This is a genomic window from Sphingobacterium sp. LZ11T8 (assembly GCF_024261425.1).
GTDB lineage: Bacteria > Bacteroidota > Bacteroidia > Sphingobacteriales > Sphingobacteriaceae > Sphingobacterium.
In genome coordinates this window covers 343,487-358,372 of the sequence record NZ_JANBZY010000005.1, presented here as the reverse complement: position 1 = coordinate 358,372, position 14,886 = coordinate 343,487, and the positions used below count along the sequence as shown (strand labels likewise).

Annotated in this window: 9 protein-coding genes and 1 riboswitch; of the genes, 5 read left to right on the top strand and 4 right to left on the bottom strand. The window is 41.0% G+C overall.

The annotated features are described in order from the left end of the window. Nucleotides 1–34 precede the first annotated feature (34 nt). The 4 genes from NLF99_RS14060 to NLF99_RS14045 all read right to left on the bottom strand — a co-directional run bounded on the left by NLF99_RS14060 (nt 35) and on the right by NLF99_RS14045 (nt 5,858). On the bottom strand, nt 35–3,043 hold the full coding sequence (locus NLF99_RS14060; RefSeq protein WP_254529047.1) for a DUF2723 domain-containing protein: 3,009 nt from the start codon (nt 3,041–3,043) through the stop codon (nt 35–37). 331 nt (nt 3,044–3,374) lie between these two features. Then, nucleotides 3,375–4,331, bottom strand: a complete 957-nt coding sequence (locus NLF99_RS14055; protein ID WP_254529045.1) for a methylenetetrahydrofolate reductase — start codon at nt 4,329–4,331, stop codon at nt 3,375–3,377. Between the two features lie 47 nt (nt 4,332–4,378). Continuing rightward, a riboswitch (SAM riboswitch) is annotated at nt 4,379–4,479 on the bottom strand. A 180-nt stretch (nt 4,480–4,659) separates the two neighbouring features. Then, on the bottom strand, nt 4,660–5,187 hold the full coding sequence (gene rimM / locus NLF99_RS14050; protein WP_185213941.1) for a ribosome maturation factor RimM: 528 nt from the start codon (nt 5,185–5,187) through the stop codon (nt 4,660–4,662). Between the two features lie 134 nt (nt 5,188–5,321). Next, on the bottom strand, nt 5,322–5,858 hold the full coding sequence (locus NLF99_RS14045; RefSeq protein ID WP_185213940.1) for a 30S ribosomal protein S16: 537 nt from the start codon (nt 5,856–5,858) through the stop codon (nt 5,322–5,324). A gap of 211 nt (nt 5,859–6,069) precedes the next feature. Between NLF99_RS14045 and NLF99_RS14040 the strand changes: the two genes are divergently transcribed. The 5 genes from NLF99_RS14040 to NLF99_RS14020 all read left to right on the top strand — a co-directional run bounded on the left by NLF99_RS14040 (nt 6,070) and on the right by NLF99_RS14020 (nt 14,875). After that, nucleotides 6,070–9,441, top strand: a complete 3,372-nt coding sequence (locus NLF99_RS14040) for an exodeoxyribonuclease V subunit beta (RefSeq protein ID WP_254529043.1) — start codon at nt 6,070–6,072, stop codon at nt 9,439–9,441. Between the two features lie 9 nt (nt 9,442–9,450). Further along, nucleotides 9,451–12,348: a PD-(D/E)XK nuclease family protein gene (locus tag NLF99_RS14035; protein ID WP_254529041.1), complete on the top strand. Its 2,898-nt coding sequence runs from the start codon at nt 9,451–9,453 to the stop codon at nt 12,346–12,348. A 32-nt stretch (nt 12,349–12,380) separates the two neighbouring features. Further along, nucleotides 12,381–13,280, top strand: a complete 900-nt coding sequence (locus NLF99_RS14030) for a LysR substrate-binding domain-containing protein (protein WP_185213937.1) — start codon at nt 12,381–12,383, stop codon at nt 13,278–13,280. Between the two features lie 72 nt (nt 13,281–13,352). Then, nucleotides 13,353–14,396 carry a c-type cytochrome gene (locus tag NLF99_RS14025; RefSeq protein WP_254529039.1) on the top strand — a complete coding sequence of 348 codons (1,044 nt, stop codon included), beginning with the start codon at nt 13,353–13,355 and terminating at the stop codon, nt 14,394–14,396. Between the two features lie 5 nt (nt 14,397–14,401). Then, nucleotides 14,402–14,875: a DsrE family protein gene (locus tag NLF99_RS14020; protein ID WP_185213935.1), complete on the top strand. Its 474-nt coding sequence runs from the start codon at nt 14,402–14,404 to the stop codon at nt 14,873–14,875. The last annotated feature ends 11 nt before the right edge of the window (nt 14,876–14,886 follow it).

Genomic DNA, 14,886 nt, shown 5'->3' with positions numbered 1-14,886 from the left:
AAATTACTTGTCCTTTTTTTATGGCTCGATAGTTTTACAACCAAACGGCCTTATATTTCTTGTCAAGTCGGGAAGCTTCAGCCATCAACTGTTCATCTCCCAATTCTTTCAAGATCGGAACATACTGGTCTAAAGCCGCCAATCCCAACTGTATGGAAATGGAATCATAACCCCTATTTGCCTTTTGAAAGATTGCCAATTGATAGTCCAAATTTTCCTTAATGGCCTCCAATTGCCTACCCGCCAAAATCTTTGCTCTATCGACTTCCTTTACCTTCAGCAAGGTATCCACAAGTACAGTATTGTAGTAGGTCTGTCGCATGCTTTTGGTCTCCTTCGGTTGAAAATCATAGGCTTGCAAGGCCAATTCCCTTGCCTCCTTCAACTTTCCTTGATTAACCAAGGCTTGCATTCCATCTGTATAGATATTAGGGTAGATCCATCCCTCATAGTATTGGTTGGAATCAACATCGAAATGCTCCAACCTATTGATATTGGACCATTCAAATTTATGAATGGCATTGTCGTAAATCTTATCTGCATTGATCAGTCCGTTGCCCTTTGAAGATTGCCCCATATCTACAGGCATCAGCTTGCTGACCAAGCCCTCTGAGGCAAGGTATTTATCCATGCCCATGGAGATTGCCGGCGCACTTAATGAGACAAAGTAAATTGGCCTTTCCCAATTGTTGTTGACCAAGATGGACATCAAACTAAGATCTGCTCGGGTAACCAGATTTTCCTTGAGCTCCCATTGCATATGCTCTGGGATAAACTGCTGCCATTCCGCTGGAATATTGGCATTTTTCAGGGCCTTCTCCTTATCTATTTTAAGTTGGAGCTTTTTCGTCGGCATCACATTTACAAAATTACCATCACTGGTTTCAAGTTTGTTCCTATTATCGTCCGAAAGCATCACGTCCAGCAATTGATCTATATCTGTATAGCCTTCTATTCCTAGGTCAACCACCTGAATCACATCCCGAACTCCCTTTTTAACTTTATTAAAGTCGAATGCAATCGGCAAAGCTTTGGATTGATTGACATCCTCCATCGCCTGCTTTACATACCAATCCGAGCCAAGGTAGCCATAATTCAACACCCTGACATCTGTCCTGATCCCCTCTACTTCCTGTAGATACCATAATGGGAAAGTATCATTATCAGCATAGGTGAACAATATGGCATTGGGCTCACAGGAGTTCAAGGTATTCAAGGCCACTTCCCTGGTCATATGACGACCAGAACGGTCATGGTCATCCCAATTCTCCTTGACCAACAATACAGGGCCAGCAAGCATAGCAAAAGCAACTGAAGTATAGGTAATTGCTTTCACCGAAAGTTTGCTCCTTTTTTGCATAAATTCGATCAAACCCAGAACACCTAAACCGATCCAAATAGCAAATACATAAAACGAACCTGCATAGGAATAATCACGCTCACGTGGTTGCAGCGGTGTTTGATTTAAATAGAGCACAATAGCTAAGCCTGTAAAGAAGAACAACAGACCAACAATGCTGGCGTCCCTTAGACTTCGCTTTGCTTGCCAGATCAAGCCAGCAATCCCGAGCAGTAGTGGAAGGAAGAAGTAGGTATTCCTACTTGGATCTTCTTTCATACGATCAGAAATGGCATCCATTCCCGGCAAACGCAGTTCATCCAAAAAATTAATCCCTGAGATCCAATTCCCAGCGGTCAATTCCCCTTGACTAGGTGTATCATTCTGCCTGCCCACGAAATTCCACATGAAATAACGGGAATACATATGTCCTACCTGATAATTGAAAAAGAACTTCATATTATCCAAAAAGGTTGGATCTTCCCCATCTTTCAGATTCAAGTATTGTTTATAGAATTCAGCATGCTTTTGGCTGTACAACCTTGGAAACAATACTTCCTTGTCGTATTTATAGCCTTTGACATTTTCAAATTGCTCATATTGCTCGGTATCCTTTCTATAACCTACGGATTCATTAACATCCGTTATTTTTGAATTGAAGGTCGGTCCCTTGAACAAAGGCTCAGATTGATATTGTTCCCTGCTCAAATAGCCCAAAAAGGAATATGCATTATCAGGATCATTATTGTTCAGTGTAATATTCGTTTGGGCACGGATTATTATCATGCTAAAGGAGGTGAACCCGAAAAAGACCAAACAAGTACCTAAAATCAAGAGATTTAAGATAGGCTTGTTCTTTCTGATCGAATACATAATTCCGAAAACCGCTGCTGAAACTAAGAGCAGGACAAACAGAACAATGCCTGAACCAAATGGCATCCCTAATGAATTAACGAAGAAGAGATCAAATCCTGCTGCTATCTTTACGGAATATTGGATCACTCCCCAAAGAATAAAGGCTAAGGCGAGAACTCCCCAAGCAAAGGATTTTACTGCACCTTTCCAGGTCACGTGATTTGACTTCCTGAAATAGATCAGGAGTGCTAAGGCAGGAATCGTCAATAAATTCAACAGATGAACTCCGATGGACAGTCCCATCACATAGGCAATCAGCAATAGCCATTTATTGGAATCCGGTTCATCTGCCCTCCTCTCCCACTTCAACGCCAACCAAAATACAATGGCCGTACAAAGTGATGACATGGCATAGACCTCTGACTCCACAGCAGAATACCAAAAAGAATCTGTAAAGGCATATGCCAAAGCCCCTACCGCTCCAGCAGCGAAAATCTGCATATTTTGAAGGCTATTCCCTTCTGACTTTCCTAAAAGCAGTTTTCTTGCCAAGGCTGTAATCGTCCAAAACAAAAACATAATGGTCAAGGCTGAACAAAATGCCGAACCTAAATTCATCCAAAGTGCAACATGTTCCTTATTTCCAAAAGCAAGGTTTGAAAACAGGTTCTGCAACAAGAGAAACAAGGGTGCCCCAGGTTGATGAACAATTTCTAGCTTATCTGATGCTGCAATAAACTCACCGGTATCCCACCAACTGATGGATTGATCCACAGTGAATGCATACAATACAAACGCAATAACTGCACATAGCCAGCCGAGAAGATTGTTGATTTTGCTATAGTTCATTATAGTAGGTAATAAATGTGATTTAAATTTAGCAAAGAATTATCTCCCACATTTGTGATTAACATTATTTAACATGGAATACGCCTGCTCTCCTTCTTCCAAAAAGGCCTTATCATTGCTGGATTTTCAGGAGCTTTATTTGGATTTGTTTTACCCACATTCCGAAAACTCGCAAAATGAATAAAATTTTATCCAAGGCATTCTCGAAGCTGTCTCGAAGCTGTCTCGAATGAGACCGCTATATTGGTTAAAAAACTCTCCTGATGATAAACGACAAAAGGCGAATGAAATCATTCGCCCTTTGTTCTTATTTTAGAGTTAGTCAATTTAATTACACTAATTTTTCAACGATATTTTTAGTAGGTCCAGGATTACTCATGGTGTAGAAATGCAGTACCGGAACTCCAAAGTCTATTAATTCCTTACATTGCTGTACTAGCCATTCTTCGCCAACTCGCCTAACATCCGCATTGGTTTTACAGGATTCCACGGCATCACTCAGGTCCTCTGGAATATCTAAGTGGAAAATCCGAGGAAGGGTAATCAATTGCTTTTTGGTTGTTAATGGCTTAAGGCCTGGAATAATAGGAACATGAATATCATTTTCCCTACACTTCGTCACAAATTCCTTATATTTTTCTACGTTAAAAAACATTTGGGTAACGATAAATTCAGCTCCCATTTCCACCTTTTTCTTCAACCATTTAAAGTCGGTGTTGAAGTTAGGTGATTCAAAATGTTTCTCGGGGTATCCGGCAACGCCGATACAGAAATTGGTCTTTTCAGAAGAGCCTATATCTTCATGTAGGTAGGAACCTTCGTTCATATCCACCACTTGTTTTAATAGGTCGGTTGCATAAGCATGTCCCCCAGCGGTCGGGATAAAGTCGGCATCACCTTTTCTGGCATCACCTCTCAATACCAATACATTATCGATACCTAAGAAGTTCAGGTCGATAAGTGCGTTTTCTGTTTCTTCTTTGGTGAAACCACCGCAGATCAGATGGGGAACCGCATCAACTTTATATTTACTCATGATGGCAGCACAGATGGCTACCGTACCAGGTCTTTTTCTATAGGACACCCTTTCCAACAATCCGTTAGCATGTTGTTTGTAAAGGTAATCCTCACGGTGGTACGTCACATCGATAAAGGGAGGTTTGAATTCCATCAGTTCATCCATCGTTTGGAAGATACTTTGGATACCCTGCCCCTTAGCAGGAGGTAACAGCTCAAAAGAATATAAGGTCTTGCCTTTCGCGTTCTTGATGTGATCTACGATTTTCATAAAAATATATTAAGGCTTAGAGAGAACACAGTGAACACTGATTCTTTGGCTTATCTTTCCCATTTTGGGGGTAGAATGTAGCACCTTGACTGGTGTCAGGTTGCTAAGGCTTCAGCGGGTCTAGTCCCTCTGCCTTTCTCTATAAGCGAGGGCTAATATCGTCAATAGCAAGGTAATCTCAAAATGTTTCAAGAAAAAACTTTGCGGATGGCATTGAATCAGAAGGAATCAGGGTTGGATGGATGGGACATATAAATGAATGGAAGAAGGTATGATCATAAAAAAATGGGCGTGATTGACACGCCCATTCTCTTTTCAAAATATCTTATTAATCTTCTAGGTACATATCTATCAAACCTTCAGGAAGGTTCAATACGATAATCTTTTCTTCGGGGTCTATACCGACAATGAAATCCTCGTTTAGGGGAAACATGGCGTCTCTGCCATCGATATCTACGGTTGCGATAAATTGCTGTGGCATCTCTTGGACATGGGTAATTTCGCCCAATTCGCCTTCGTCTTCCTCAATGGCGGTATAACCTACTAGATCATGATAGGTAAAATCATCGGGATCACGTTCCGGCATTTTATCATTTGGCAGGTAGATTTGCTTTCTCAATAAAGGTTGGGCTTTGTCAATATGGTCAACATCTTCAAAATTGACATAAGCTGTGCTGTTATTGTGAAACTTGACCTTTTCTACAAAGAATGGCACCAATTTCTTGTCCATCTCCAAGAAAACTACATCCAGATCAAGGTCCATATAGTTATCAAATTCAAAAAACAGTTGCAGTTCACCCTTCAATCCTCGGGTTTTACTGACATAACCGATATAAAAACATTGATCTTTCGTCATATTCACAAATTAATTTCCAAAAGTACGGAATTCTTTTTCTGTTGGGATTTTAGGGATGTAAAAACAAGATAAAATGGGAACAAAAAAGCCGGTTCATAGAATGATCCGGCCATTTTGAATACTTTATGAAGAGATTATCCTTCAGTTTCTTCAGTGTTTTCAGTAGCATCAGCAGCTTCTTCTGCTTCTTCTGTAGCTGTTTCTTCAGCAACAGGAGCGTTTTTAGCAGCGATAGCAGCAGCTCTGTCTTCTTTTTTCTTAGCTTCAGCAGCTAAAGCAGCTTTCTTAGTTTCATCCTTAGATTTCGCTAAGCCTGATTTCTTTCCTTCGATTTGAGCATCTTTACCTTCAGCCCATTTAGTGAAAAGTTCTTCAGCTTTAGCTTCATCAAAAGCTCCTTTTTTCACACCGCCTTGTAAGTGTTTTTTGTATAAAACACCTTTGTAAGAAAGGATAGCGCGAACTGTGTCAGTAGGTTGGGCACCTTTGTTCATCCAGTCTAACGCTTTTTCGAAATCCAAAACGATAGTTGCTGGGTTAGTGTTTGGGTTGTAAGAACCTAAACGCTCGATGAACTTACCATCACGTGGTGAACGGCCGTCTGCTACTACTACGTGGTAAAAAGGTTTTCCTTTTTTACCGTGTCTCTGCAATCTGATTTTAGTTGCCATGTTTTTTCTTTATTTATGTATTCAACATATCCCCCGTTGCTTCATGCAGGAGGGGACGCAAAGATACAAAGTATTATCAATTAATACAATAGAGAATTTAAAGCTGTTTTACCTGTAAAATATGTACTCCTTCCGAGCTATAATCTTGAAAAAGATTTGAGTAATCTCCCAATAATACCGATATTCAGATACTTCAAACCATTGACATCTTATGCAAAGAATTGCTCCTTTAAGGATTGTAAAAGCTTCCGCTGGATCTGGAAAAACATTTTCTCTCACCGTACATTACCTGACCCTGTTGCTATCAAAAGAAAGCAGCTATCGGGAAATCCTTGCCGTTACCTTCACCAACAAGGCCACGGCCGAAATGAAAGGCCGTATTATGTCAGTCCTTCATGGCTTGGCAATCGGCAGTACAGCAGATGACATTGAGCAGTACAGACAGCAATTATTGCAGCAGAATACACAGTGGGACCCTGTAAGCATTCAGGAAAAAGCCAATCGGATCTACAGGAGGATTCTGCATGATTACAGCCATTTCTCGGTAAGTACCATTGATGGTTTTTCGCAAAAGGTGATCCGTAGTTTTACCTACGAACTGAACCTCGATTCTGGCTATGCCATCGAGATGAACACCAACAAAGTGAAGCGTGACCTGACCGTTATGCTGAACCAACTGTTGGATGAAAGACCGGACCTGTTGGAATGGATCATCAATTATGCCGAACAGAAGATCGGGAAGAATGAGAACTGGAATTACCGACAGCAGTTAATGGGTTTGGCAGGGTTGATTTTCTCGGAGAACTTCCAGGAGTTTGACAGTTTTATGATTTCTGCTGATACAGACAGGATATTCAACCTGCTCAACAAAGAAATTGATGAAAAGACCAATGCCTTTTTGGATGCCTTGGTTCAAGGGATTGAAACTTTCAAAGCTGAATATCGCCGATTGGGCGTTGATGATTCAGAAATGAAGGGAAAGTCCAGGAACAAACTGGTAGCAGCCAGCAAGATCAACATAGACCCCAAAAAGATTTCTACCTCTGATATCCAGGAAAAGATATTTGACAAGTTTTTGGTTTTGTTGGATAATGAAGAGCATTATATCGACGACAAAAAGGAGGTTAGGTATGAATATATGCAGGGCATCCGTCCAGCATTGGATGCCATCCTATCCTTACAGCAGCATTTTGCAAATTATATTGCTTATCAAGCCGTACAGACCAACCTGTATTTCCTGAGGTTGCTCAAAGAAATGAGTGACCTGCTGAGTCAATGGAGAAAGGAAAACTCTGCACAATTGATCTCGGATGCACAGATACTATTGAACAAATTGGGCTTGGATGAACACAGTGACCCGACCTTTATCTGGGAAAAGATTGGCAACCGATACAATTACTTCCTGTTTGATGAGTTTCAGGACACTTCAAGAATACAATGGAAAAACTATAGCCCATTGCTCTTAAATGCCCTTGCTGATGCTACGGGCAAGATTGCTGAGCATCTAGTGGTAGGCGATGTGAAACAGAGTATTTACCGTTGGCGAAATGGGGACTGGCGAATCCTTTTGCAACAGATCGACCAGCAGGTTTCGCAGAATTTCCACCTGAACGAAAATCAGATAAATGAATTTATTGATAACGGAACCTTGGACACTAATTTCCGCAGCCTTCCGAATATCATTAATTTCAATAACTACCTATACGAAAAGATCCCTAGTCTATTGCAGCAAGTTTTGAACGAGAAAGTTGGCGAAAGCTTGGGCGAGGAAGGCATGACTTGGTGGAATGCTACGGGCAACAATAGCTTACTTGAAAAAGCTTATCAAAACAGCAGGCAACTGATCCCTGAAAGTAAGCTTCAGACCGGCAAACCCATGGGAAATATTGAAATCTCCTTTTTCCCAGTCAGTGATGGTCGAGCGCGGAACAATCAAGTGATGGAGGCTTCGGTAGAGGCCCTTTGTTCCAAGATTGCCGAATGGATCAGGACTGGAAAATATAAGCCAGCGGATATTGGGATTCTGGTCAGGAGCAATGCGCAGGCAAAATTGGTCATCCAAGAACTGATGCGCTTCAAGAACACCGAGAACCTGAACTTTGAGGTCATCTCTGGAGACGCCCTAAGTCTAATATCGAACCATGCCGTCAATCTGATCATTGAAACCTTAAGGTCATTGGTTTTTCAATCGGAGAAACACGTTTTACACCTTGCCAACATGGCTTATCTTTTCCAATTGGCGCAGGGTAAATCCAACTTCGAGGAATCGGTATGGCTGAAGTTCAAGGACAACAATATCAAGGAACTGTCGGATGTTCTTCCGCTTACATTGATAGACTCATGGAGTCAATTGCAGAAAATGCCATTGGTCCATCTGGTAGAAAAACTGATCGATGTTTATCAATTAGGGAATGAAGGAAGTATTCATTTACCATACCTTTTAGCCTTCAAGGATATCGCTACAGCTTTCTCCACACAAGGGGAACGTGGAATCATACAGTTCCTGGAATATTGGGATGAAGATGGCGAAAGGGCTGTACTGCCATCGAGTGGCAAGGTCGATGCGATAGAGGTCAGCACGATTCATAAATCTAAGGGATTGGCCTATGAGGTGGTGATGATTCCATTCTCTTCCTGGAAATTGGATGGTCTGACCAATGGTGATTTTTGGATCGATGTAATGGATTCTCCCTTTTCAGAACTCGGAAAAATTCCTGTAAAATATACCCAAACCTTAGGTAAGTCGATCTTTTACAAACAATATTTTGAAGAGATGCTGTTTAACTATATGGATGCCCTAAACACTTTTTATGTAGCAACCACAAGGGCAAAAAGCCATCTCTATATTACTGCACCACAATTTAAGGATGAGGTTGACAAGAAAACTGGTGAGATATTGGGTTCTGAGGTCAAGAATGATTTTATTTCAGACCTTTTGATTCAGGTGCTAACTGCCAGCAATTCTCCATTCCGATTAGAGAACAATGAATTTATCCTTTTGGATGAGCCATTAGCCTCAGAGCAGTCAAACAAGAAGAAGGAAACTGAAGCGAGCATAAAAATTGAACTGAAGGATTATCCACAATCTTTAGCTCTAGAAACCGCTTTGGAAAAATCGACCTCAAGGAATATCAACACCATTTTGATGATGGAAAAGGCTGCACAATATGGAGTATTGGCGCATGAGATCGTCTCGCTGGTAAAGGATGAATCGGAAATCGACAAACTGGTAAACCAATATATTGAGGAAGGTATTTTGGCCAGGGAAGAGAAGGATCTTCTCTTGGAAGAAATACAGCAGATCTGGAACCATCCAATCATTAACCAATGGTTGACGGGTGATTATAAGGTGTGGAATGAATCAAGCATCATCCTGGAGGATGGCAGTACACAAAGACCAGACAAGGTGTTTACCAATGATCAGGAAACCATCGTATTGGACTTTAAATTTACACAAGGAGATTATATCAATCATAAAACGCAGGTAGGAAGATATATGAATGCATTGAGCAATGTAGGTTACGGCCATATCAAAGGCTATCTATACTACGCTAAGTCGAAAGAATTAGTGGAGGTGAAATAAGGAAAGAACATGGAAAAAGCATTTTTAAGACTCGTTGCAGAAGACATTCAGGCTAAGTTTGGCCAAGATATATCAGATATTGCCATTGTATTCAATAACAAGAGGCCTATTACCTATCTGAAAAAACATTTGGTAGATGTATATGGAAAGGCCATTTGGTCACCACAGTTCTTTACCATTCAAGAGTTTTTTGCCCAATCAAGCAGCAATCTGCAGGCAACGGCATTAAGTCAGTTCTTCTATCTTTTTGAACTGCACAACGAATTATTGACCAAGGAAGGTCGTGATCCGGAGACACTGGAGGAGTTCTACCCAATTGCGGAGATCATCTTAAGTGATTTTGGGCAGATCGATTATGATTTGGTACCGGTTGACCAGATCTATATGGAGTTGTTTGACAGCACCGAAATAGACCTTCATTTCCAACATTTCACGGAAGAGCAACAGTCTTTCATCAAGCAGTTTTGGAAATCCTTTAGCATGAAAGGCCATACGGTCGTTCAGCAGCGTTTTTTGGCCCTATGGAAGCGATTACCAAAACTGTATAAAGCATTTCAGGAGAAATTAAAAAACGAGAAGCAGACCAACTACCCTATTCTATATCGGGAATTGGCCGAAGGTAAAGCCGAGAACCAAGACTTTATCAAAGAGCACAAGAAGGTCCTTTTTGTAGGATTCAATGCCTTGAACAGAGCTGAAGCACAATTATTCAAAAAGTGGCAAGAAGAGGGCTTGGCCTTGTTTTACTTCGATGCGGATGCGCATTATCTGGATGATAAAATTCAGGAAGCAGGTTTATTCCTTCGTCGGAACTTATTTAATACCGGCCTAGTCAATGCATTGGGAGAGTCTCCAAATCTTATTGCCAACCGGAATACGGATGTCAACCTATACAAAAGCCTTGGAAAAAACAGTGAGGCTAAATTGCTGCATGATGTTCTGGCATTAAAAGACATAGATTTCAAAAAGGAAACGGCCGCTATTCTATTGGCAGATGAAAGTCTGTTGGTGCCCTTGCTGCAAAGTCTACCCATTATGGACATCAATATTACCACGGGTTATCCCTTGATCCAATCAGCAATCTATGGATTGCTGGATCTATGGGCAGAGGTGCAAGTATTGATCACTCAACAGAAAAAGGAAAAAATACCCTACCAGCTATTGGAGACCTTCCTGAGCCATCCGATGACCAAGGTTAGTAGAAAACAGAGGCAAGATATACAGCGGGATTCAGCCAAGAGGCAGCTTTTTGAAATTCCAATTGCTGAGATTGACGTAAGTAGTTCAGCGCTTCCACATTTCTTCAGGAAATTAAATAATCCGGAAGAGCTTATCCCTCAAATGATCCATATTATCGACGATCTGTTGAGCAGTCTAGCCTTGGAAGGAAGGACTAAACTGATCGAATCCAATCTTTTGATCGAAACCAAAAAGGTATTGAATCAGATGCACCTGGGTTTTGAAAAGCTGGGCAACTTGAGCGTCCTATTCCAAGTTGGTTTGATCAAGAAAGCATTATCTCCGATCAATTCAGCGATTGAAGGGGATCAGCTTCTTGGATTACAGATCATGGGTCTTCTTGAAAGCAGATGTTTGAATTTTGACCATGTGTATGTTTTAGGGGTCAATGAAGGAATTCTCCCGAAAACCTCAAGCTCTCCCACCTTTCTGCCGAATAACTTAAGGAAGGCATACGGACTTCCGGTCTTAGAAAACCAGGATGCTCTTTCTGCTTATTTATTTTATAGACATTTCCAATACAGCGATGATATACACCTATTCTACAACGGAATCGTGGATGAAAGCAGTACGGGCGAGGAAAGTAGGTTCATCAAGCAGTTGATGTTTGAAACTAAGTTTAATTTCATCAACCATATCCAACAACAACCTTTATTGTTTCCAAATCAACCTCAGGAATTGGTCATCGAGAAAAAAGGAGCTATTTGGAACAAGCTTTATGAGAGCTATATCATAAAAAAGAAACCGCTTTCAGCATCGGCATTTACTACTTACCTGATGTCGCCGCTGCAGTTTTTCCTGAAATATGTGGCTGAGATCAAAGAACCACCGAGCATATCTCAGGAATTTGAAATGAATAAACTGGGGACGGTCATCCATAACTGTATGGAACATCTGCTAACGGCTATTTTAGACCATAAAGATTTTGTTCCTACTTCGGAATTGGAGAAAGCGCTTGAAAATGTGGACACAGTCGTAATTCAGGAAATAGGCAGGCAATATGAATCGGAATTACATGCCTTGGAAGACTTGAACAGTTTGCAGCGTATCATGCATAAAATATCTTCTGAATACATCAAGATGTACCTGCAATATGATATGGAACAATATGAATCGATCAAGATCGTGGAGTTGGAAAATGATGTGGATTACCATTTGGACTTTGAGATCAACATCGATGGAACCCCTGAGAGGATCAATCTATATGGGATCATTGACCGTGTGGATGAGGTGATTACGAAGAATGGACAGCATAAACTTCGGATTGTGGACTATAAAACTGGGGCAGATCAAGTTATTTTTGGTAATTTGGATAAAGTATTTGCCGAAAACACCGAAAACAAAGCCTTATTGCAGACCTTATTTTACGCTTATGTCTATGAACAGGTTTCAGGACTGAAAGGATTGGAGCCACATCTATATGTTGCAAGACGTATGCGGGAAGATGGCACCTTATTTAGGAACAGAAGTGGTAGTTTGGTTTTTGAAGACCTGATCTTGGAGGATCAGAAGAAGGTATTTATAGGTTTCTTGAAAGAAACATTAGAGGAACTGTTCAATCCTGAGATACCATTCAAACATAATCCAGATGCTGTAGTTTACCCTTCAGACCCGTACACTTTGTTTTATAAGTACAGTGTTGCAGAAAAGGCCGAAGAGGAAGCTTAGGTGGGGTAAAACTTTATTTTGCAAGAATATCCATGTTAGAAGTCAATTTTAGAATCAAGGTTTTTTATCATGCCGCGAGGGATTTAAGCTTTACCAAAGCATCTAGAGAACTAAATATCAGTCAACCTGCAGTTTCCAAACACATTCAAGAACTGGAGAATACCATTGGTCAGGCGCTATTTTTGCGTAATGGCAGCAGAATCCTGTTGACTGAGGCTGGTGCTACCTTAATGGAATCGGTGAAAGTCATCATCCATGAATATGAATTGGCTGATTATAAACTAGGGCTGCTCAACAATCAAATCCGTGGAAATTTGGTTATTGGAGCAAGCACAACCCTTGCTCAATATATCTTACCGAAGCTAATTGCCAAGTTTTCTGAACAGAACCCGCTGATCAATATCAAGCTGTTTACGGGCAATACGGCTCAGGTGGATCGCTGGCTCTATGAAAGGAAGATAGGATTGGGCTTTGTGGAAGGTATAGCTGAAGACCAATCCCTGAAATACAACAAGATCCTGGACGACCAGTTGATTTGGGTCGCTAGAACCACCCATCCCCTATTTAAGCAATCGCCAATCTGCTTGGATGAGCTCAAAAAACAGGAATTTATCTTCAGGGAGCCTGGCTCTGGAACGAATGACATCGTATTCCAGAAGTTTAGTGAAAATGACATCAATGCCAGAGATCTGGTGAATCGGGTACAGATGTCGAGTTCAGAATCAATTAAACAATATATACGATATAGTAATGCCATTGGGATTCTATCCAAATACGCCGTTCAGAATGAATTGGAGAATGGAATTCTAAAACAAATAGAAGTTGAGGGCTTCGAAATCAACAGAGAGTTATATTTAGTTCATCTTCACGGGGAGCTGTCAGGGCTTCCAAAACAGTTTATACGCTTTATCAATCAATCACTTACAAAGTAAGATAACCTGAAGTTATAGCCCATAACATTTTACCGTTTTAGCTACTCCATTAACAAGCTTAAGTTTGTTCATATGGAAAACGATTTAAACAAACCACAAAACCTTCTCAAGGAAGTAAATAAGATTGCCAAACAGACCAAAATCGTGGCAGGCTTATTTATTTTCATCGTATTCGTTGTCCTCATGCAAGCATTGGGGTTCAACACCAATATATTTAAGGCCAAACTAGCTGCTGACAAAAAGCAGGATAGCGTGGCGACCAATTCCGTGAACCTGATCAAAGAATTTAAAATGGCGCCCTATCCTGATTCTGAGGAAGGGAAAATGGCGGCCTATGGGGAAAAGCTAATCAAAGAAACGCCCAAATACCTTGGTCCCAACAACAAGTATGGCGATGTGTTCTCAGGCAATAACCTTGCCTGTGGTAGCTGTCACCTTAATGGCGGAACAAAGGAATATGCAGCCCCCTACATCGGCTTAAGCGCCTTATTCCCTATTTATAGCGGCCGTGAGGGCAAAGTTGCAACAATAGAGGAAAGAATCAATGGCTGCTTTGAAAGGAGCATGAACGGCAAGAAACTGCCCTTAGAGAGCAAGGAAATGATTGCCATCGTGAGTTATATTAAACACTTGAGTAAAGATGTTAAAGTTGGAGGCAGGATAGAAGGTCAAGGCTTCGTGAAGCTAGAGACTCCTGACCGCAAGGCTGATCTACAACATGGGGAATCGGTATTCAAGACACAATGTGTAAGCTGCCACCAAGCTAACGGTCTGGGATTACCTAAAAAAGCTGATGAACCAGAGGAAGGTTATTTATATCCTCCACTTTGGGGTTCCGACTCCTTCAATGATGGTGCAGGTATGGGTAGAATGCTGACCGCAGCTAAATTCATCAAGGGCAATATGCCTTTGGGAGCAAGTGCTGACGCCCCTATCCTGTCAGATGAGGAAGCATATGATGTAGCGGCCTTCATCAACTCCTTTGAAAGGCCTTCGAAAGCGAATAAAGAAAACGACTATCCTGATCTGAGCAAGAAACCTAAGGACAGCCCTTATCCACCTTTCGCTGATAAAATACCTGAAGAACAACATAAATACGGACCTTTTAATTTTTAAAAAGCATGAGAAATATAATTATTATTTGCAGTCTATTTTTAATGACTAGCAGCCTAGTAAAGGCACAAAGCAAATCAATTGACAACAAATTGATTGAAAACGCCAAGTTTGTTGGCGCGGAAACCCACAATAAACACTATAAAGCCATCTATCAATTAGACAGCAACAATCCTGATGTTGTTAAAAAGGCCTTTAGGAACATCAAAAACGTCTTGAATGACCCACGGTTAAAGGACAAGATTGAAGTGGAGTTGATAACTTTCTCTGGCGGTACTGAAGTGATGTTAAAAGACTCAGGCTATGAAGAAGCATTGAAAGAACTGATCGATAAAGGAGTTACGGTGGCTCAGTGCACAAACTCTCTGCAGGAGAGAAAACTGAAAAAAGAACAGTTATATGATTTTATCGGCTATGTACCGAGTGGCAATGGTGAATTGGTCATCCGTGCTTCAGAAGGTTGGGTAATCGTAAAACCATAATACACCTTAAT